Genomic DNA, 19,944 nt, shown 5'->3' with positions numbered 1-19,944 from the left:
CAAGGTGTCGGGGCGATTGTTGAATCCCCCGGTTTCAGAGTATGCTTCCTCCTTGCTGTCACCCGATGCGGGTGGGAGAGCGCCGCCTGTCCATCGGGCGGCCGCCGAAGGCGCAATTCGCCCAGAATCGCTCAGGCACCCCGTACCATCCGCATGATGCCGTCATCGCATCGCAGCATTCTGGAGAGATCCGTTCCCCTGACCGGGGGCGGGCGCCGAAGGTGAACCCCCTGCGGTTTGGGGCAACTCTCAGGCAAAAGGACAGAAGGGCGTTGCCGGCATTGCCTTGCCGCCCTTTTTTCTCGTCCGGAGTTTTCATGCCCGCGCAAACCCCCCTGTACGAAACCCACGTCGCCCTGGGCGCCAAGATCGTCGACTTCGGCGGCTGGGACATGCCCCTGGCCTACGGGTCCCAGCTCGAAGAGCACCACGCCGTGCGCAAAGCGGCCGGCATGTTCGACGTGTCCCACATGCTCAACGTGGACGTCACCGGCGAACGCGCCCAGGACTACCTGCGCCATCTGCTGGCCAATGACGTGTCGCGCATCGCCGGCCAGCCCGGCAAGGCCATCTATTCCTGCATGCTGCGTCCCGACGGCGGGGTGATCGACGACCTGATCGTCTATTTCTTCGCCCCGGAGCGCTGGCGCGTGGTCGTCAACGCCGGCACGGCGGACAAGGACCTCGCCTGGATGCGCGAACAGGCCGCCGATTTCGGCGTGACCGTCGCCGCCCGGCGTGACCTGGCCATGGTGGCCGTGCAGGGCCCCGCCGCCCGCGAGGCCGTCTGGTCCGTGCATCCCGACTGGAAGCCCGCCACCCAGGACCTCAAGCCTTTCACCGGCACCCTGATCGATGAAAACACCCTGGTGGCGCGTACCGGCTATACCGGCGAGGACGGCTTCGAGATCGTCCTGTCCGCCACTGCCGTCAAGGCCTTCTGGGACGCCCTGGCGCAAGCCGGCGTGCGCCCCTGCGGCCTGGGCGCGCGCGACACGCTGCGCCTGGAAGCCGGCATGAATCTGTACGGACAGGACATGGACGAGACCGTCCACCCCCTGGAATCCGGCCTGGCCTGGACTGTTTCGATGAAAGACGAGTCCCGCGACTTCATCGGCCGCGCCGCCTTGCAGGCCGCCTCGAAGGCCCGCGAACTGGTCGGCCTGAAGCTGCTCGACCGGGGCATCATGCGCGGTCACATGAAGATCCGCACCGCCCAAGGCGAAGGCGAACTCACCAGCGGCACCATGGCGCCCACGCTGGGCTTTTCGATTGCCCTGGCCCGCGTGCCGGCCGGTTCTGCGCCGGGCGACCGAGCCGAGGTCGAAATCCGCGGCAAGTGGCTGCCCGCCGAAATCGTGCGCCCGCCGTTCGTGCGCAACGGCCAGGCCCTGGTCTGATCGAAATCTGATCGCACTTTTTTCTTCCATTCCATTCTCCATCACTGACAACGGGGTACATCATGTCCATTCCCAACGACCGCAAATACACGGCCTCCCACGAATGGGTCAAGGCTGACGGCGATTGCTTCCTGGTCGGCATCACCGACGACGCTCAGGATCAACTCGGTGACCTGGTCTTCGTCGGCGACGTCCAGGTCGGCGCGCATCTGGCTGCCGGCGACACCGCCGCCGTGGTCGAATCCGTCAAGGCCGCTTCCGACATCTACGCGCCGGTGGCCGGCGAGATCGTCGCCTTCAACGAGGCCCTGAATGACCAGCCCGCGCTGATCAACGAAGCCGCCTATGAGCAGTGGATCTTCAAGATCAAGCCCGACAACGCCGCCGACGCCGACGCCCTGATGGACGCCGCCGCCTACGAGGCCCAGGCCTGATCCCCGTCGCGCCCTTCATTTTCTGATTCACTCGGTTTCACCCCGGAGATCTCCATGCCGCGCGATTCCGCCACGCATTCCGAATTCATCGCCCGCCACATCGGGCCGTCCGAAGCCGACCAGCGCGCCATGCTGGCGGCCATCGGCACCACCAGCCTGGACGCCCTGATCGGCGAGGTCGTGCCGGAAAACATCCTGTCCGAAGCCCCGTATCTGGACCTGCCCGGTCCCTTGAGCGAGGTCGAGGCGCTGGCGGACCTGAAGGCCGTCGCCGGCCGCAATCAGGTCCTGCGCAGCTACATCGGCCAGGGTTACTACGGCACCTATGTGCCGCACGTGATCCTGCGCAACATTCTGGAAAATCCCGCCTGGTACACGGCCTACACGCCGTACCAGCCGGAGATCTCCCAGGGCCGCCTCGAAGCCCTGCTGATCTACCAGACCATGATTGCCGATCTCACGGGGCTGGACATCGCCAACTCGTCGCTGCTGGACGAAGCCACGGCGGCCGCCGAGGCCATGACGCTGGCGCGCCGCGTTTCGCGCGCCAAGTCCGACCGCTTCTTCGTGTCGTCCCATATCCATCCCCAGACCCTCGAAGTCCTGCGCACGCGCGCGGCCGGCCTGGGGATCGAACTGGTGGTGGGCGACGAAGCCGACGGCCTGCCGGACTGCTACGGCGTGCTGCTGCAGTATCCGCACAGCCTGGGCGGCGTGGCGGATTACCGCGCCCTGACCGAAAAGGCCCATGCCGCCGGCGCCATCGTCGCCGTGGCCACGGACCTGCTGGCCCTGGCGCTGCTGACGCCGCCGGGTGAATGGGGCGCCGACATCGCGGTGGGCTCGGCCCAGCGCTTTGGCGTGCCCATGGGCTACGGCGGCCCGCACGCCGGTTTCATGGCCTGCAAGGACGCCTACAAGCGCAACCTGCCGGGCCGCCTGGTGGGCGTGTCCCAGGACGCGCGCGGCGAACAGGCCCTGCGTCTGGCGCTGCAGACCCGCGAACAGCACATCCGCCGTGAAAAGGCCACCTCCAACATCTGCACCGCGCAGGTGCTGCTGGCCGTGATGGCCGCCATGTATGCGGTGTGGCACGGTCCCCAGGGCATCGCCCGCATCGCCCGCCGCGTGGCCGGTCACACCGGTCAACTGGCCGGCGCGCTGCGCGCCATGGGCGTCAAGGTCGTCAACGACACCTTCTTCGACACCCTGCACCTGGAAACCGGCGCCCGCACCCAGGCGGTGCTGGATGCGGCGGTGGACGGCGGCATGAACCTGCGCCGCGTGGACGATACGCACGTCGCCCTGTCGCTGGACGAGACCGTCAGCGCTCAGGACATCGAGACCCTGGTCGGCGCCTTGGCGACCGGCCTGGGCGTGGCGCGTGTCGTGCCCGATTTCTCGGCCGAGACCGACGGCATCCCGGCGGCCCTGCGCCGCCAGGGCGCCATCCTGACGCACCCGGCCTTCTCGCGCGTCAAGTCCGAAACCGACATGCTGCGCTACCTGCGCATGCTGGCCGACAAGGATCTGGCGCTGGATCGCACCATGATCCCGCTGGGCTCCTGCACCATGAAGCTCAACGCGACGGCGGAAATGATCCCGGTGACCTGGCCCGAATTCGGCCATATGCACCCCTTCGCCCCGGCCGGTCAGGCGCAGGGCTACCAGGAAATGATCGAGCGCCTGTGCGCCGCGCTGTGCGAAATCACCGGCTACGACCGCGTCAGCCTGCAGCCCAATTCCGGGGCCCAGGGCGAATTCGCCGGTCTGCTGGCGATCCGTGGCTATCATCAGGCCAACGGCGAGCACCAGCGCAACATCTGCCTGATCCCGGCCTCGGCGCACGGCACCAATCCGGCCTCGGCCAATCTGGCGGGCATGGACGTGGTGGTCGTGGCGTCGGACGACAACGGCAACATCGACATGACGGATCTGCGCGCGAAAATCGCCCAGGTCGGCGATCGCCTGGCCGCGCTGATGATCACCTACCCGTCCACGCACGGCGTGTTCGAGACCACGGTCACGGAAATCTGCGACCTGATCCACGAAGCCGGCGGCCAGGTCTACCTGGACGGCGCCAACATGAATGCCATGGTGGGTGTCGCCCAGCCGGGCCGCTTCGGTTCCGACGTGTCGCACCTGAACCTGCACAAGACCTTCTGCATCCCGCACGGCGGCGGCGGTCCGGGCGTCGGCCCGGTGGCCGTGCGCGCGCACCTGGCGCCGTTCCTGCCCGGTGTCGTGGGCGAGGACGGCCGTCTGCCGGCGGGCCAGTCCGGCCCGGTGTCGGCCGCACCCTTCGGTTCGGCCAGCATCCTGCCGATCTCGACCCTGTATATCATGATGATGGGGGCCGAAGGCCTGCGTCGTGCGACCCAGGTGGCGATCCTGAACGCCAACTACCTGGCCACGCGCCTGGCGCCGCACTACCCGATCCTGTACGCAGGGGCCAACGGCCGGGTGGCGCACGAGTGCATCCTGGACATCCGCCCGATCAAGGACAGCAGCGGCATCGGCGCCGAGGACATCGCCAAGCGCCTGATGGACTACGGTTTCCATGCCCCCACCATGAGCTTCCCGGTGGCCGGCACGCTGATGGTCGAACCGACCGAGTCCGAAGGCCTGGAGGAACTGGACCGCTTCGTGGACGCGATGATCGCCATCCGCCAGGAAATCGCCGCCGTCGAACGCGGCGAGCAGCCGGTTGACGACAATGTGCTGGTCAACGCCCCGCACCCGGCGGCCACGCTGCTGGTGCAGGACTGGACGCACCCGTACTCCCGTGAACAGGCCGCCTTCCCGCTGCCCGGCATGGCGGCGCGCAAGTACTGGCCGCCCGTCGCGCGTGTAGACAACGCCTGGGGCGACCGCAACCTCAGTTGCGCCTGCCCGCCGATCGAGGCCTACACCTCCGAGCCCGTCACGGCCTGACCGCTGTCCCCGGCCCGGCCTTCACAGGCCCGGGCCGATCGCATTCCCCCACCCGGCGAGTTCCGTATTGCGCGGACCGCCGGGTTTTTTTATTGGGCTGGCAGTAAGCGAGCATGCGGCCTGGAGACTGTTTTGTCTCACCCCACAACACCGCATCTGGGTTCGTGCAGTAAGTTCATGTTTGGGATGATTTGGTTGGTCAGATCGCAAACACGAGCGTACGAGCACTGGGGGTACAGGTATGAGCAAGCGCAAGGAATCCATGACGTCACCAGTAGCGTCGTCGGCGCTGCTGAGCGACATCCGGACACTGATCGAGGCCTCACGGCAACGTGCCGTCTCGATGATCAATGCGGAACTGACCCTGCTGTTCTGGCGCATCGGGCACCGGATCCATACGGAAGTGTTGGCGGGGCAGCGTGCCGGGTACGGCGAAGAAATCCTGCCGACCCTGGCTACGCAACTTTCCCTGGACTATGGACGTGGATTTGGAGAGAAGAACCTGCGCCGGATGGTCAAGTTCGCCATTACTTTCCCGGAGGAGCCAATTGTCGCGACACTGTCGCGACAATTGAGCTGGTCCCATTTCGTCATGCTGCTGGCGCTCAAGGAACCACTCCAGCGGGACTACTATGCACAGATGGCGAGCGCCGAACGCTGGAGTGTGCGGACGCTGCGTGAGCGCATCGACTCGATGCTGTACGAGCGCACGGCGCTGTCCCAAAAGCCGGAAGCGACCATAGCGCAGGAGCTGGCGACCCTGCGCGACGCACAGCGCATGACGCCGGTACTGGTGATGCGCGATCCGTACATCCTCGATTTCTTGGGCCTGCGGGATAGCTGGCAGGAAACCGACCTTGAGGCGGCCATCATCCGCGAAATGGAAGCTTTCCTGCTGGAGTTGGGCGCGGGGTTTTCCTTCGTTGCACGGCAAAAGCGTATTCAGATCGACGACGAGGATTTCCACCTTGATCTGTTGTTCTACAACCGAAAGCTGCGGCGACTGGTGGCGGTGGAGTTGAAAATTGGCGAGTTCAAGGCGGCCTACAAAGGGCAGATGGAGCTTTATCTGCGTTGGCTGGACAAGCACGAACGCGAGCCCGAAGAAGCTTCGCCGTTGGGGATCATCCTTTGCACTGGCAAGAAACGCGAGCAGATCGAATTGCTGGAGCTGGACAAATCAGGTATCCACGTTGCCGAGTATCTGACGACCTTGCCGCCTCGTGCAGTGATGGGTAAACGGTTGCAGCAGGCGACCGAGCGGGCGCGTGTGCGAATTGAGCAGCGGAAGAAAGATATTGACTCAGAAACGCGCTAACCTACCATGCGATAGGTCCGGGCCTTGCGCGATCCGCGTGTATGGCTCGATACCACCCCTTTTCAATTCACCACAGAGACCGGCCCCATGCCTTACGTCAACATCAAGATCACCCGCGAAGGCGTCACCGCCGAACAGAAGACCCGTCTGATCGAGGGGGCCACTCAGTTGCTGGTGGACGTGCTGGGCAAGAACCCCAAGACCACGTTTGTGGTCATTGACGAAGTCGATACCGACAACTGGGGGATCGCGGGTGAACCGGTGACGGTGATCCGGGCGCGCGCCAAGGCGTCGTCGGGCGGTTGAAGGCTCGCCGCCGCGTTCAGGCGGCTTTCGTTCCCGGCACGCGCCGGTACGTGACGAAATCGTAGGCCAGGCTGTTTTCGGGCGGCTGCGGCAGGCGTTCGGCTTCCTGCCAGTGTCCGGCGGGCAGTTCGGGAAACCAGGTGTCGCCTTCCAGGTCGGCGTGGATTTCCGTGGCGATCAGTTCGTCGGCCAGCGGCAGGGCCAGGCGGAAGATCTGCTCGCCGCCGATGACGCAGACGAGATCGGCCTGCGCGCAACCGGTCAGGGCGGCGTCCAGGGTGTCGTAGCATTCGGCGCCGGATGCGGCAAAGGCCGGATCGCGGCTCAGCACCAGATTGCGCCGGCCGGGCAGGGGGCGTCCCAGGGACAGCCAGGTCTTGCGCCCCATGATGATGGGATGGCCCAGCGTGCTGCGCTTGAAGTGCGCCAGATCGGCTGGCAGATGCCAGGGCATGCCGCCGTCGCGGCCGATGACGCGGGCGTCGGTGTAGGCGACGATCAGGCGCAGGAGGGGATGGGACGGCATGGCAGGTGCTCTCCGGGGAAACATGCGCGCCAGTGTAAACCACGCACGCCTGCGGCCCGGCGCGGCCTCAATCCAGGCGCCGGACGGCCTGGTCCGCGCATTGCTCGAGCAGATCGGCCAGGCCACCCTGGGCCAGCACCAGACCGGGCGCCAGGTCCATCAGCGGCCGCAGGACGAAGGCGCGTTCGTGCATGCGCGGGTGAGGGACGGTCAGTTCGGGCAGGGCGATGGTCTGGTCGCCGTACAGCAGCAGGTCCAGGTCCAGGGTGCGCGGGGCATTGCGGTAGGGGCGTTCCCGGCCGTGGCGCTGTTCGATGGCCTGCAGCGCCGCCAGCAGCGCCAGCGGCGGCAGCGTCGTGTCCAGGCGGGCCACGGCGTTGACGTAGTCCGGGCCGGAGGAATCCACCGGCGCGGTGCCGTACAGGGACGAAAGCTGCAGGTCGGATACGCCCGGCACGGCGGCCAGTTCAGCCGCGGCCCGTTGCACCGTGGCGGCGGCTTCGCCCAGATTGGCGCCCAGGCCGATATAGGCCGAGGCGGTCATTCCGCGGGCTGGGCGCCGGCGTCTGCAGAGGGACTGCGACGGCGGCGGCGCTTGCGTGTGCCGGAACCGGCGCGGCGGGCGCCTGCGTGGCCGGCTTGCCAGGTGTCGATCATCTGCGAACGGCGATCGTCGCTGCTGTCGGACAGGTCCATCCACCATTGGGCCAGGACGCTGTCGACCTCACGGGCCTCGGCCCGCAATTGCAGGAAGTCCACGGAGGCGCGGAAGCGCGGCTGTTCCATCATGCGCCAGATCGAGCGCACTGTGGCGCGCTCGAAGCGGGCCTGCATCAGCCAGATCTCGCGCATGTCGGCCTGGTGGCGGCGCTGGATGGCGAGCTTGTCCATCTGGGCCTCGATCACCGAATCGGCGGCGTTGATCAGGGCCTCGTTGCGCTGCATCCCCTGGGCGACCAGGGCGGTCCAGCGTTTTTGCACCAGCCGCCACAGCAGGGCGGCGAACAGGAAGCTGGGGCTGATGGGTTTGCCCGCGCGCACCCGCGCGTCGGTGCGCGACAGGGCGATTTCGACAAAGGCTTCGCCGCCGTCTTCTTCGAAGATGCGGTCGATCAGCGGGATCAGGCTTTTCGTCAGGCCCGAGCGGCGCAGTTCGCGCAGGCAGTCCATGGCGTGGCCGCAGGTCAGCAGCTTGAGCGTTTCGTCGAACAGGCGCGAGGCCGGGACGTGTTCGATGAGCGCCGCCAGCCGGCTGATCGGGGCGTCGGTGGCCGGGTCGATGCGCGCGCCCAGTTTCGCCTGGAAGCGCAGCGCCCGCAGCATCCGCACCGGGTCTTCGCGGTAGCGCGTTTCCGGGTCGCCGATCATCCGCACCACGCGGTTCTTCAGGTCCGCCACGCCCTGGTGGAAGTCGATGACTTCTTCCTTCAGGGGATCGTAGTACAGGGCGTTGATGGTGAAGTCGCGCCGCGCGGCGTCTTCTTCGTGGGTGCCGAATTCGTTGTCGCTCAGGATGCGGCCGTGCTCGTCGGTCTTCTGGTTGCCGGAAGACGGCGCGCGGAAGGTCGAGGTCTCGATGATTTCCTGGCCGAACACCACGTGCACCAGCTGGAAGCGCCGGCCGATGATGCGGGCGCGCCGGAACAGCGGCCGCACCTGATTGGGCGTGGCGTTGGTGGCGACGTCGAAGTCCTTGGGTTCCAGGCCGACGATCAGGTCGCGCACCGCGCCGCCGACGATGTAGGCGTCGAAGCCGTGCTGGTTCAGGACTTCGCAGACTTTGATGGCATGGCGCGACACCAGGCGCCGGTCGATGCCGTGCGTGTCGCGCGACAGGCGCACCGGGCCGCTGGGCGGGGTCGCGAACAGGCGCGAGACGAAATTCTTGATGGTCTGCTTGAGCATGGCGCGTATTTTAAGGCTTTGTTGCACCCATGTCCTCGCCGGCGCAGCGTGGGGGGGGTTACCGCCGGGCCGCCCCAAGGTAAAACGCGCCCCCTCGGGGGGATGAGCCGGGACGCAGGGCAGCCCCTGCGGACTGGCCTGCGCCTGGCGAATCCGAGCGGCATGCAGGCCGCGAGGTGGATGCAAGCGGGCGTAGCCTGCGCAGCGTGGGGGCTTTTTGTGTCAGGATTTCGCGTCTTGCAGATCGCCGAACAGATCCAGGACGCGCCAGCCCCGGCCGGCGGCGGTTTCGCGCAGCGCCGGGCTGGGATTGGTGGCCACTGGATGGGTCACGGCTTCCAGCAGGGGCAGATCGTTCATGGAATCGCTGTAGAACCAGGATTCGTCGAAGTCTTCCAACTGCAGCCCCAGGTCCTGGAGCCACTGGCGCACACGCAGCACCTTGCCCGCCTTGAAGCTGGGCGTACCCTCGATACGGCCGGTGTAGCCGCCCTGCGCGTCGCGCTGCGGGAGGGTGGCGATCAGGTGGTCGAAGCCCAGCGCCCGGGCGATGGGGGAGGTGACGAAGGCGTTGGTCGCCGTGACGATGGCGCACAGTCCGCCGCGATCCTGGTGTTCCGCCACCAGCGCGCGTGCGGCGGGCAGGATGCCCGGTTCGACGACCTCGGCCATGTAGTCCAGGTGCCAGCGGTCGAGTTCGTCGGGCCGGCCCAGGCGCAGCAGGCCCAGCATGAAGTCGGCGGCTTCTTCGGCGGACAGCGTGCCCTCGTTGTAGCGGCGCATCAGGTCGTCGTTGCGGCGGCGGGCGGCTTCCGGATCGCCGGCGCGGCCGGTGCGGGCCAGGAATTCGGCCCATTGATAGTCGCTGTCGAAGGGCAGCAGGGTGTGGTCCAGGTCGAACAGGGCCAGGTGGGTCGGCGCAGTCATGGGTTCCTCGGGGTGGCCGGCGCGTCGGCCAGCAGGTCTTTCAGCAGGGGCAGGGTGATGGGGCGGTGGCGGGCCAGGGAATACTGGTCCAGGCTGTCGATCAGCGCCGTCAGGCGTTCCATGTCGCGGTCGCAGCGGGTCAGGATCCAGTGCAGCACTTCGTCGGACAACTGCAGCCCGCGTTGCTGGGCGCGGTCGCGCAAGGCCTGGGCGCGATCCTCGTCGGACAATTGCTCCAGGCGATAGACCAGATCCCAGCCCAGGCGCGTGCGCAGATCCTCGCGCAGCGGCATGGTCAGGGGCGCGCGGTCGCCCGCCGTCAGCAGGGCGAAGGCGCCCGGCGTGCCGGCGGCGGTGCGCCAGCGGTTGAACAGGGCGAACAGCGCCGCCTGGGCGGCGGGGTTCAGGTCGGCGACGTCGTCCACCGCCACCAGGGACAGGGTCTGGTCTTCGTCGGTGGCCAGGGCGTGCAGCCGTTGCGCCGGGGCGCGCGCGTCCAGGTAATGGCAGCCTTCGCCCTGCGCGCGGGCGCGCAGCAGGTGGCTGCGTCCCGAGCCGACGCCGCCCCACAGGTACACGGCGCGGCCGGGCTCAAGCCCCCGCACGGCCCCCAGCGCGGCCTGATTCGCGCCGGCCACGAAACCGTCCAGCGACGGCATCGTGCCGGGCAGAATGTCGAGCAACAGTTGCTGTGTCATACACAATGGCACTTCATCGTAAAATCAGAGGTTTTCAGGCATCCAAACCTGCAATTCTTGCACATTCGGCGGTTTTTCTCATGACACAAGGCACCTCTCCCTCCATGACCTACCGCGATGCCGGGGTCGATATCGATGCCGGCGACGCGCTGGTCGACCGTATCAAGCCCCTGGCCGCCCGCACCATGCGCCCCGGCGTGATGGCGGGGATCGGCGGCTTCGGCGCCCTGTTCGAGATTCCGCGCCACCTGCGCGAACCGGTGCTGGTGTCCGGCACCGACGGCGTGGGCACCAAGCTGCGCCTGGCCTTCGAATGGCAGCGCCATGACACCGTCGGCATCGATCTGGTCGCCATGAGCGTCAACGATATCCTGGTCCAGGGCGCCGAGCCCCTGTACTTCCTGGATTACTTCGCCTGCGGCAAGCTGTCCGTGGACACGGCGGCCAGCGTCGTGGGCGGCATCGCGCGCGGCTGCGAACTGGCCGGCTGCGCCCTGATCGGCGGCGAGACGGCCGAAATGCCGGGCATGTACCCGGACGGCGAATACGACCTGGCGGGTTTCGCGGTCGGCGCGGTCGAAAAATCCGCGATCATCGACGGCGCGGGTATCCGGGCCGGCGACACGGTGCTGGGCCTGGCTTCCAGCGGCGCGCATTCTAACGGCTATTCCCTGGTGCGCAAGATCCTGCAGCATGCTGGCGCGCGTCCCGACCAGGACCTGGGCGGCCGCCCCCTGGGCGACGTGGTCATGGAACCCACCCGCATCTACGTCAAGTCCGTGCTGGCTGCGCTGGCGGCCCACGGCGCGGGGATCAAGGGATTGGCCCACATCACCGGCGGCGGCCTGCTGGAAAACGTGCCGCGCATCCTCAAGGCCGACCTGTGCGCCCACCTGCACCGCGACGCCTGGCAATGGCCGGCCCTGTTCCAGTGGCTGCAGGCCCAGGGCGGCGTGGCCGACCAGGAAATGGCGCGCGTCTTCAACTGCGGCATCGGCATGGTGCTGGTGGTGGACCCGGCCCAGGCCGACGCTGTCGCCGCCACCCTGCGCGCCCAGGGCGAAACCGTCTACACGCTGGGTGAAATCAAGCCCCGCGCCGAAGGCGGCGCGCAGACGATCGTCGATTGACAGGACGTCGCTGGACGGCGGTCATCTGCACCGCCGTTTACTGCACTGCCGTATCCCGGCGTGTCGTTTTGAACTTTGGAGTCATCCATGAGCGGTTCCCTTATTTTTCTCGTCGTCCTGGCCATCGTGGTCATGGCGACGTTTTCCGCCGGTATCAAGGTCGTTCCCCAGGGGCAGAAATGGACGGTCGAGCGTTTCGGCCGCTACACCCGGACCCTGGATCCCGGCCTGGGCCTGATCGTGCCGTTCATCGACGTGATCGGCAAAAGGCTGACCGTCATGGAATCCGTGCTGGACGTGCCTTCTCAAAGCGTCATCTCGAAGGACAACGTCGCCGTGACGGCTGACGGGGTCGTGTTCTATCGAATCGACGAAGTTGCGAAAGCGGCCTACCAGATCGACAACCTGACCACCGCCATCGTCAATCTGACGACGACCAACCTGCGCTCCGTCCTGGGCTCGATGCAGCTCGATGACATGCTCAGCAATCGTGAAATGATCAATGCCAGGCTGCTGGAAGCCGTGGACGAAGCGACCGCGCCGTGGGGGGTGAAGATCACCCGCATCGAAATCCGCGATCTGAGCATGTCGTCCGAGTTGCAGGAAGCCATGAATTTGCAGATGACGGCCGAGCGCAAGCGCCGCGCCCTGGTGACGGAAGCCAATGGCCGCAAAGAGGCCGAGGTGCTGAAGGCCGAGGGTGAAAAGCAAGCCGCCGTGCTGCGCGCCGAGGGCGAGAAAGAGGCCGCCGTGCTCAATGCCGAGGCCCGTGAGCGCGAGGCCGAGGCCGAAGCCCGGGCAACCGAAGTCGTCTCGAAAGCCTTGCAAGAAGGCAATCAGCAGGCCATCAACTATTTCCTGGGCCAGAAATATGTGGCCGCCCTCCAGGAGATCGGCTCTTCGCCCAATAGCAAGCTGGTGCTCATGCCCCTGGAGGCCGGCGGTGTCACGGGCGCCATTGCCGGGGTGGCGGAAATGCTGAAGACCGCCGGAAAATAAGCGGACGGAATCAGATTCATGGAATTCTTGAACGTGATTTTCAACAATCCGTGGATCTGGCTGATCCTGGGCGTGATTGTCATGGGCCTCGAGCTCATCGTCCCCGGGGTCTATTTGTTCTGGGTCGGCGGCGGGCTGATCACAACCGGCGTTTCCGTCGTTGCATTCGCCGACCTTCCCGGTGTTCCGCTGGCGGTCCAGATCATTATTTTCGTGGTCGCCCTGTTCGGCTGGGTGCTGGCCGGCATCTATCTGCAGAATCGTGCGCGGCAAGCGGCTCCCTCCGCACTGAATGCCGGTCTCTCGCAGTACGCAGGGCGACACGTTCAGGTTGTTCAGGTGTTTGCAGATGCGCATCAAGCATCGCAGCCCGGCTGTCTCGGCAGGATCCGGCTGGAGGATACGACCTATGGGGTCATTTCCCGGCATCCCTTGAAGGAAGGCCAGTTCGTGGTGATTCTGGCTTACCAGGACGGCAAGTTCCTGGTTGAGCCGACAAGCAACTGATCAGTCTCACTTGATCAGTCGCCCGGCGATCAGTCGCCCAGTATCCGGGCGCAGTGCCGTGCGACTTCAGCCGCCGCCCGATCCGACAGGCAATCAACGGTCTTGCGTTCCGGCAGCGAGCGCAGCCAGGTGATCTGCCGTTTGGCCAGTTGGCGGGTGGCGGCGATGGCCTGTTCGACCGCTTCGTCCAGGCTTGCGCGACCGTCCAGGTGGTCCCAGAGCTGGCGGTAGCCCACGCAGCGGATCGAGGGCAGGCCCGGATGCAGGTCCGGGCGCGTGCGCAGGGCGCGGACTTCGTCCAGCAGGCCCGCGACTATCATGGCCTGGTAGCGCTGTGCGATGCGCGCGTGCAGGACGGATCGGTCGGAAGGTTCCAGGCTGATGGTTTCGAAGCGCCAGCCGGGCAGGGCGGGGCGCGGCGGTTCGGTCAGCCAGTCGCTCAGGGTCCGGCCGCTGCCGCGCCAGACCTCCAGCGCGCGTTGCAGGCGCTGGCTGTCATTGGGCGCCAGCCGGGCGGCCGTGACGGGGTCTACGCCCGCCAGCTCGGCGTGCAGGGCGGGCCAGCCGCGTTCGAGCGCTTCTTCGTCCAGTCGGCGGCGGATGGCCGGGTCGGCCTCGGGCAGGTCGTTCAAGCCTTCGCGCAGGGCCTTGTAGTACAGCATGGTGCCGCCGCATAGCAGGGGGATGCGGCCGCGCGCGCGGATGTCTTGCGCCAGCGCGGCGGCGTCCCGGGCGAATTCGGCGGCGGAATAGGCTTGCACCGGGTCGCGGATGTCCAGCAGGTGGTGCGGCACCCGCGCCTGTTCCTCGGCCGTGGGCTTGGCCGTGCCGATGTCCATGCCGCGATAGATCGTCGCCGAGTCCATCACGATGAGTTCGATGGGCCGGCGTTCGGCCAGGGCCAGGGCGGCGGCGGACTTGCCGGAGGCCGTCGGACCGGCCAGGCAGATCAGGACAGGGGGCACCTACTGCCCCCGCATGAACAGCTTGTCCAGATCGCCCAGGCTCCATTGGAACCAGGTCGGACGGCCGTGGTTGCACTGGTCGGCGCGTTCGGTGTGTTCCATCTGGCGCAGCAAGGCGTTCATCTCGTCGATCGTCAGCCGCCGGTGGGCGCGCACCGCGCCGTGGCAGGCCATGGTGGACAGCAGTTCGTTGCGCTGCTCGGTCAGCCGGGCCGAATGGCCGATGCGCTCGACGTCGGCCAGCACGCCGCGCGCCAGGGATTCGATGTCGCCTCGCGCCAGCAGGGCCGGCACGGCGCGCACGGCCAGCGAGGCCGGGCCGGTGGCGCGGATCCGCAGGCCCAGGGCATCCAGCGTGTCCTGGTGCGCCTGGGCGGTGGCCACCTGGACTTCCGAGGCGGTGAACACCACCGGCACCAGCAGTTCCTGCGCCGGCAGGGGCGCCTGATCCAGGGCCAGCTTCAGCGATTCGTAGACGACGCGCTCGTGCGCGGCGTGCATGTCCACCAGAATCAGGCCGCGCGCGTTCTGGGCCAGGATGTAGATGCCGTGCAATTGGCCCAGGGCCATGCCCAGGGGGTGATCGTCTTCCCGGGCCGGATCAGTCGGTGTCGCACGGTTCGGAGCAGGGGCTTCTTGCTTCGCGTCCGCCGCGTCCGCCCCGTCCAGCGGCTGGTACAGCTTGCGCCAGTCCTGGGCCGAGATCCGGTCGTTCAGCGGAAAACGCTGTTGAACCGGGATCCGGGCGGGGTAGGGGGATGCGGGGCGGGCAGCACCCGAAGCACTGGAAAAAGTCGTGCCGGACCGGGCGGGCGCGGCAGGCGCCCAGGCCGCATCTGCTGCGGGCGGCGCGGTGCGCGGCGCTGAATCGTTCGGCGCCCGTTCGTCCGGCGCCCGTTCGACAGCCGCATCCCCATCCCCATCCGTCGGCGCAGGCGGCGCATCGACCGGACCGTCCACGGCGGCGCCGCCGCGCCCGGCCAGGGCCTCGCCCAGGGTCTGGGAGACATAGCGGTGCACCGCCCCGCTGTCGCGAAAGCGCACCTCGTGCTTGGCCGGATGCACGTTCACATCCACCCCGGCCGGGTCCAGCGTCAGGAACAGCACGAAAGCCGGCTGGCGGTCGCCGTGCAGCACATCGGCGTAGGCCTGGCGCACCGCGTGCGACACCGTGCGGTCGCGCACGAAGCGGCCGTTGACATACAGGTATTGCCGGTCGGCGCGGTTGCGGGCGAAGGTCGGGCGCGTGATGCAGCCTTCCAGTGCGACCAGTCCTTGTTCAGCGGACACCGGCAGGCTCTGGGTCGTGAATTCCTCGCCCAGCACGTCGCGGATGCGACCGTGGATGTCGGTGGCCGGCCAGTTGCGCTGCGGCTTGTCGTTGTGGAACAGGCGCAGGGCCACCTGGGGGTGCGCCAGCGCGATGCGCTCGACGGCGCCCAGGCAGTGGCCGTATTCGGTCTGATCGCTGCGCAGGAACTTGCGCCGCGCGGGGATGTGATCGAACAACTGGCGCACGTCCACGCGCGTGCCCACGGGCCCCGCCGCCGGGGTCGGTTCCGTCTGGCCTGCGGTGATCTGCCAGGCCTGCGTATCCCCATCGGTGCGGGACGTCAGGGTCAACTGGGCGACCGAGGCGATCGAGGCCAGGGCCTCGCCCCGGAATCCCATGGTGGCGACCGATTCCAGTTCCGCCAGGGACGTGATCTTGCTGGTCGCGTGTTGTTGCAGCGCCAGGTGCATTTGATCGGGCGGAATCCCGTGGCCGTCGTCGGCGACTAAAATACGGCGGATGCCGCCGCCGTCCAGGCGGATTTCCACGGCCCGGGCGCCCGCATCCAAGGCGTTTTCCAGCAGTTCCTTCAGCACGGAGGCGGGGCGTTCGATGACTTCGCCCGCAGCAATCTGGCTGATCAGGACGTCGGGCAGGGCGGCAATGGTTCGTATCATGAAAACGATTATAGTGAGCAAGTCCAAATGGCTGAACTGTTCCAACTCATCCTGCACATCGACCAGCACCTGGGCGTCTGGGTGGCCGAATACGGCGCCTGGATCTACCTGATTCTGGCCTGCATCATCTTTGGCGAAACGGGGCTGGTCGTGCTGCCGTTCCTGCCTGGGGATTCGCTGTTGTTCATCGCCGGGGCCTTTGGCGCCTCCGGCCTGCTGGACCCGGTCCTGATGGGCGGCATCCTGATCGCGGCCGCGATCCTGGGCAATACCGTCAATTACCAGGTGGGGCGTTTCATCGGTCCCAAGGTTTTTTCACGCGACTATCGCTTTCTGGACCGCAAGGCCCTGATCAAAACCCACGCCTTCTATGAAAAGCACGGCGGCAAGACCATCGTGCTGTCACGGTTTTTGCCGCTGTTCCGGACTTTTGCGCCCTTTGTGGCCGGGGTCGCGGCCATGCGCTGGCTGACTTTCCAGTTCTACAACGCCCTGGGCGCCGTCATCTGGGTCGCCGGCCTGATCACCCTGGGGTATTTCTTCGGCAACGTGCCCATCATCAAGGAGCACCTCAACACCATCGTGCTGATCGGCGTGGGGGCGGCCGCCGTCCCGGCGGTCGGTGGCGTGCTATGGAAGCTGCTGCGCAGCAAGAAGACCGGAGAGGCTTGAACACCCGCCTCAGTCTCGCCGCGCCAGCGCGGGCTGCGCCGAAAAATAATCCTTGACCCCGCTGAGCACGGCATTGGCAATGCGCTGCTGGTGCGCTGCGGTGCGCAGCAGCTGTTCTTCCTGGGGGTTGCTGATGAAGGCGGTCTCGATCAGGATCGAGGGGATGTCCGGCGCCTTCAGCACGGCGAAACCGGCGCGTTCGATGCGGTTCTTGTGCAACTGGTTGATCTTGCCGATCTCGCCCAGGACCTGGGTGCCGACCCGGATCGAATCGTTGATCTGCGCGCCCGTGGACAGGTCCAGCAGCACCTTGGCCACCTGGGCGTTGTGCGCGCCCAGGTTCACTCCGCCGATCAGGTCGGCGTCGTTTTCCTTTTTCGCCAGCCAGCGGGCGGCGGAACTGGTGGCGCCGTTTTGCGACAGCGCCCAGACCGATGAGCCGCGTGCGGAGGGCTTGATCCAGGCGTCCGCGTGGATGGAGATGAACAGGTCCGCCTGTACGCGGCGGGCCTTTTGCACCCGCACGTTCAGCGGCACGAAATAATCGCGGTCGCGGGTCAGGTAGGCGCGCATGTTCGGCTGGGCGTCGATCAGTTTTTTCAGCCGGTGCGCGATCTGCAGGACGACGTCTTTTTCGCGCGTGCCGCGCTTGCCGATGGCGCCCGGGTCTTCGCCGCCGTGGCCGGGATCCAGCGCGATCAGGATCGGCCGGCCGGTGCGCACGCCGGGCGCTGCGCGCGGCTGGGGCGGCGGCGTGGGCTCGTCGGGCTGCTTGCGCGCGACGACCGGCGGCAGCTTCTGCCCTTCGACCGAGGGGATGGGGGCCTCGGTGGGGCTGTTCTGGGCGAGGCTTTCCAGGATGCCGGCCAGCGGGTCGTTGTCCGCGTCCTTCAGCAGGGCCATCAAGGGGTCCTGCGCGACCTTCGGGTACAGGTCCAGCACCAGGCGGTACTTGTATTCACCGATCGGCTTCAGGGTGAAGACCTGCGGCGCCACGTCCTGCTTCAGGTCGAACACCAGGCGCACCACGTCGGGGCGGTTCTGGCCCGCGCGCACGGTGCTGATGTAGGGATCGTTGGGCCGGATCTTGGACACCAGATCGTTCAGGGCGGGGTTCAGCCGCAGGCCCTCGATGTCCACCACCAGGCGATGCGGGTTGTCGAGCGTGAAGTGCTCGGCCTTCAGCTCGGTGTCCATTTCCAGGGTCACGCGCGTGTATTCGTCGGCCGGCCAGGTCCGCACCGCCAGGATGGTGGCGGCCCGCGCCAGGCGCGGCACGACAGGCAGCAGCAACAGGGCGGCGCCGCCCGCGATCATCTTGCGCCGCAGGGGGACGGCGGGGGTATTCATCGGCGTGGCGTGTCCAGATGCGTCAGCCATTGTTGTCCTTTTTCACTGCAGGCGGTCAAGCGGGCGTGTCGACCGGTGCCGGCGTATTCCAGGCGGATGTCCAGGTCCGGGGGCGGCAGACGCGTGCCGGCTTGCTCGGGCCATTCGATCAGGACGACCGCGTTTTCGGCCAGCAGTTCGTCGAAACCCGCGTCCCGCCATTCATGCGCATCGCTAAATCTATAGAAATCAAAGTGATAGAAGTATAAGTTAGAAACGTTATAGCTTTCAAGGAGCGCGTAGCTGGGACTCTTGATTCGGCCGGTCACTCCGCCGGCCCGCAGCAGGGCGCGCGCCAGGCTGGTTTTGCCCGCGCCCAGCTCGCCGCGCAGATGGATGCGGCCTCCGGCGGCGGGGCCGTCCGGCGTCCGGCCGCAGACCTGTTCAGCCAAGCGTTGCGCCAGGGCGACGGTGGCGTCTTCGTCCGGCAGGGACCAGTCAATCGAGGAGAACGGGGTCGTCATCGGGATGAGCCTTCCAGGTTTCAAGACACGGCGTCCAGCCACAGCGGCAGGGTCACGGCCGACAGCAGCGTGCCGATCGACATGGTGACCGCCACCAGCCGGCCGTCGCCGCCCATGCGGGCGGCCAGCACGTGGGCCGAGGAAGCCGTGGGCAGGGCGCTGAACAGGACCAGCACCAGCCGCTCGCCGGCCGACAGGTCCAGCGCCCAGGCCAGCGCCAGCGCAATCGGCGGCAGCAGGACCAGCTTGGCCGTCACCATCCAGGTCATCAGCGGCGCATGGGCGCGTCCGCCCTGCAGGGACAGGGTGGCGCCCACGCACAGCAGGCCGATGGCCAGGGCGCAGGCCCCCAGCCGTCCCAGCGCGACGTCCAGGACGTGGGGGATGGGCACGCGCAGGAAATTGCAGGCCAGCGCGGCCAGCGTGGCCAGGATGAAGGGGTTGCGGACGATTTCCCGCAGCGCGCCCCCGCCGTGCCGGGTGGCCAGGGCGTGCACCGCGCCGATATTGCTGATCGGCACGGCAAAGCCCACGAACACGGCCATGGTCGTCTGCGCGCCCGGCCAGGGCAGGCCGCCCGCCAGGGACAGGGCCAGATAGGTGTTGAAGCGAAAGCCGCACTGGGCGACCGAGGCGTGCGCCGCCGGGTCCGGGCGCACGACCAGGCGGCCCAGCCAGGCCAGGGCGATGCCGCCGAGCATCACGCCGACCGTGGCGGCCAGCAACACCGTAGTGTTGCCCAGATCCAACGGCGTGCGGGTGATCGAATGGAACAGCAGGGCGGGGAACAGGATGAAATAGACCAGCTTTTCCGCCCCGGCGAAGAAAGCCCGGTCGAATCCCAGGCGGTGCAGCAGGACCCAGCCCAGGGCGATCAGCAGGAAATCGGGCAGGATGAGCAGGATGACGGACATGGGCGGCGGCAGGGCGGGACCGGCGTGTCGGACGAGGCCGGCATGCCGGGAGGACTGACACGATTGTACGTGGCTTGCGCGGCATCCGTGCGCGGAGGCGCCGCCGGCCGGGACGGCTGCCCTGGACACGGCGTGAGTCTTTGAAACCGCGCCTGAACCCTTTAATTCCAGGCACTCGGCATGGGATATACCCTTAAATAATGTCAATTACGCGGTTTTGATCGAAGTCAATACTAGTCACACTTGCCTCAGATTCGTACAATGTCCCTACGTTTTGATTCTGAAACGTACCAAGACGCAAGTTCATGCTTCAAGAACTCTGGCCGGAAGCCAGGGGCTCCGACTTGCCATTGGATCGAGTCATGTCTACTCCCATGCATATCCGATACTGATGCGTTGCGGCGGTTGCACCGTCTTCCCATAGGCACGGCATCATCGGTCTTCGACGCCCTCAATCCGTCGATCATGGTGCCAGCACCCGTACCGATTCCAGGCGCTCTCCTTTG

19 protein-coding genes and 2 riboswitches are annotated in these 19,944 nt (G+C 66.9%); of the genes, 9 read left to right on the top strand and 10 right to left on the bottom strand.

From position 1 onward, the window contains the following. The first annotated feature begins 62 nt into the window (after positions 1-62). Positions 63-158: riboswitch (glycine riboswitch) on the top strand. A gap of 12 nt (positions 159-170) precedes the next feature. Then, positions 171-275: riboswitch (glycine riboswitch) on the top strand. 42 nt (positions 276-317) lie between these two features. The 5 genes from gcvT to ACFO0J_RS03335 all read left to right on the top strand — a co-directional run bounded on the left by gcvT (position 318) and on the right by ACFO0J_RS03335 (position 6,392). After that, complete coding sequence (gene gcvT / locus ACFO0J_RS03355; RefSeq protein ID WP_376811639.1) at positions 318-1,400, top strand: glycine cleavage system aminomethyltransferase GcvT; 1,083 nt, start codon at positions 318-320, stop codon at positions 1,398-1,400. A gap of 62 nt (positions 1,401-1,462) precedes the next feature. After that, a complete protein-coding gene (gene gcvH / locus ACFO0J_RS03350) occupies positions 1,463-1,834 on the top strand; it encodes a glycine cleavage system protein GcvH (protein WP_376811638.1) in 372 nt (123 codons plus the stop codon). 54 nt (positions 1,835-1,888) lie between these two features. Further along, positions 1,889-4,768 carry an aminomethyl-transferring glycine dehydrogenase gene (gene gcvP / locus ACFO0J_RS03345; protein WP_376811637.1) on the top strand — a complete coding sequence of 960 codons (2,880 nt, stop codon included), beginning with the start codon at positions 1,889-1,891 and terminating at the stop codon, positions 4,766-4,768. Between the two features lie 241 nt (positions 4,769-5,009). After that, on the top strand, positions 5,010-6,086 hold the full coding sequence (locus tag ACFO0J_RS03340) for a PDDEXK nuclease domain-containing protein (RefSeq protein WP_376811636.1): 1,077 nt from the start codon (positions 5,010-5,012) through the stop codon (positions 6,084-6,086). Positions 6,087-6,173: 87 nt separating this feature from the next. Next, positions 6,174-6,392 (top strand): tautomerase family protein, encoded by a 219-nt coding sequence (locus ACFO0J_RS03335; RefSeq protein WP_376811635.1) that lies wholly within the window; start codon positions 6,174-6,176, stop codon positions 6,390-6,392. Between the two features lie 16 nt (positions 6,393-6,408). Here the strand turns inward: ACFO0J_RS03335 and ACFO0J_RS03330 are convergent, their stop codons facing one another. The 5 genes from ACFO0J_RS03330 to hda form a co-directional block, all read right to left on the bottom strand. Beyond that, a complete protein-coding gene (locus ACFO0J_RS03330; protein WP_376811634.1) occupies positions 6,409-6,918 on the bottom strand; it encodes a dihydrofolate reductase in 510 nt (169 codons plus the stop codon). A gap of 67 nt (positions 6,919-6,985) precedes the next feature. Then, positions 6,986-7,462, bottom strand: a complete 477-nt coding sequence (locus ACFO0J_RS03325) for a 2-amino-4-hydroxy-6-hydroxymethyldihydropteridine diphosphokinase (protein WP_376811633.1) — start codon at positions 7,460-7,462, stop codon at positions 6,986-6,988. Then, on the bottom strand, positions 7,459-8,823 hold the full coding sequence (gene pcnB, locus ACFO0J_RS03320; protein WP_376811991.1) for a polynucleotide adenylyltransferase PcnB: 1,365 nt from the start codon (positions 8,821-8,823) through the stop codon (positions 7,459-7,461). The genes ACFO0J_RS03325 and pcnB overlap by 4 nt, the downstream gene beginning before the upstream one ends. 222 nt (positions 8,824-9,045) lie before the next feature. After that, positions 9,046-9,750: an HAD family hydrolase gene (locus ACFO0J_RS03315; RefSeq protein WP_376811632.1), complete on the bottom strand. Its 705-nt coding sequence runs from the start codon at positions 9,748-9,750 to the stop codon at positions 9,046-9,048. Next, positions 9,747-10,448, bottom strand: a complete 702-nt coding sequence (hda, locus tag ACFO0J_RS03310) for a DnaA regulatory inactivator Hda (RefSeq protein WP_376811631.1) — start codon at positions 10,446-10,448, stop codon at positions 9,747-9,749. Before hda ends, ACFO0J_RS03315 begins: the two co-directional genes overlap by 4 nt. Positions 10,449-10,528: 80 nt before the next feature. Between hda and purM the strand changes: the two genes are divergently transcribed. The 3 genes from purM to ACFO0J_RS03295 all read left to right on the top strand — a co-directional run bounded on the left by purM (position 10,529) and on the right by ACFO0J_RS03295 (position 13,084). Next, positions 10,529-11,578 (top strand): phosphoribosylformylglycinamidine cyclo-ligase, encoded by a 1,050-nt coding sequence (gene purM / locus ACFO0J_RS03305; protein ID WP_376811630.1) that lies wholly within the window; start codon positions 10,529-10,531, stop codon positions 11,576-11,578. A gap of 87 nt (positions 11,579-11,665) precedes the next feature. Continuing rightward, positions 11,666-12,577, top strand: coding sequence for an SPFH domain-containing protein (locus ACFO0J_RS03300; RefSeq protein WP_376811629.1), 912 nt, complete (start codon positions 11,666-11,668; stop codon positions 12,575-12,577). An 18-nt stretch (positions 12,578-12,595) separates the two neighbouring features. Continuing rightward, positions 12,596-13,084, top strand: a complete 489-nt coding sequence (locus tag ACFO0J_RS03295; RefSeq protein ID WP_376811628.1) for an NfeD family protein — start codon at positions 12,596-12,598, stop codon at positions 13,082-13,084. A 29-nt stretch (positions 13,085-13,113) separates the two neighbouring features. Here the strand turns inward: ACFO0J_RS03295 and miaA are convergent, their stop codons facing one another. Both miaA and mutL read right to left on the bottom strand, forming a co-directional pair. Beyond that, on the bottom strand, positions 13,114-14,049 hold the full coding sequence (miaA, locus tag ACFO0J_RS03290) for a tRNA (adenosine(37)-N6)-dimethylallyltransferase MiaA (protein ID WP_376811627.1): 936 nt from the start codon (positions 14,047-14,049) through the stop codon (positions 13,114-13,116). Next, positions 14,050-15,999 carry a DNA mismatch repair endonuclease MutL gene (gene mutL / locus ACFO0J_RS03285; RefSeq protein ID WP_376811626.1) on the bottom strand — a complete coding sequence of 650 codons (1,950 nt, stop codon included), beginning with the start codon at positions 15,997-15,999 and terminating at the stop codon, positions 14,050-14,052. A gap of 27 nt (positions 16,000-16,026) precedes the next feature. Here mutL and ACFO0J_RS03280 point away from each other — a divergent pair, with 27 nt between their 5' ends. Beyond that, complete coding sequence (locus ACFO0J_RS03280; RefSeq protein WP_376811625.1) at positions 16,027-16,671, top strand: VTT domain-containing protein; 645 nt, start codon at positions 16,027-16,029, stop codon at positions 16,669-16,671. Positions 16,672-16,680: 9 nt separating this feature from the next. Here the strand turns inward: ACFO0J_RS03280 and ACFO0J_RS03275 are convergent, their stop codons facing one another. Genes ACFO0J_RS03275 through ACFO0J_RS03265 form a run of 3 tightly spaced genes read right to left on the bottom strand, consistent with a single transcriptional unit; the run spans position 16,681 to position 19,438 of the window. Beyond that, positions 16,681-18,051: an N-acetylmuramoyl-L-alanine amidase gene (locus ACFO0J_RS03275; RefSeq protein WP_376811624.1), complete on the bottom strand. Its 1,371-nt coding sequence runs from the start codon at positions 18,049-18,051 to the stop codon at positions 16,681-16,683. Next, complete coding sequence (gene tsaE / locus ACFO0J_RS03270) at positions 18,018-18,524, bottom strand: tRNA (adenosine(37)-N6)-threonylcarbamoyltransferase complex ATPase subunit type 1 TsaE (RefSeq protein ID WP_376811623.1); 507 nt, start codon at positions 18,522-18,524, stop codon at positions 18,018-18,020. The genes ACFO0J_RS03275 and tsaE overlap by 34 nt, the downstream gene beginning before the upstream one ends. Before the next feature lie 20 nt (positions 18,525-18,544). After that, a complete protein-coding gene (locus ACFO0J_RS03265; RefSeq protein ID WP_376811622.1) occupies positions 18,545-19,438 on the bottom strand; it encodes an AEC family transporter in 894 nt (297 codons plus the stop codon). Between the last annotated feature and the right edge of the window lie 506 nt (positions 19,439-19,944).

Origin of the sequence: Castellaniella hirudinis (assembly GCF_042651965.1) — a bacterium.
Classification (GTDB): Bacteria; Pseudomonadota; Gammaproteobacteria; order Burkholderiales; family Burkholderiaceae_B; genus Castellaniella; species Castellaniella hirudinis.
The sequence above is the reverse complement of the archived record's forward strand: the minus strand, read 5'-3'. Positions and strand labels throughout refer to the sequence as shown.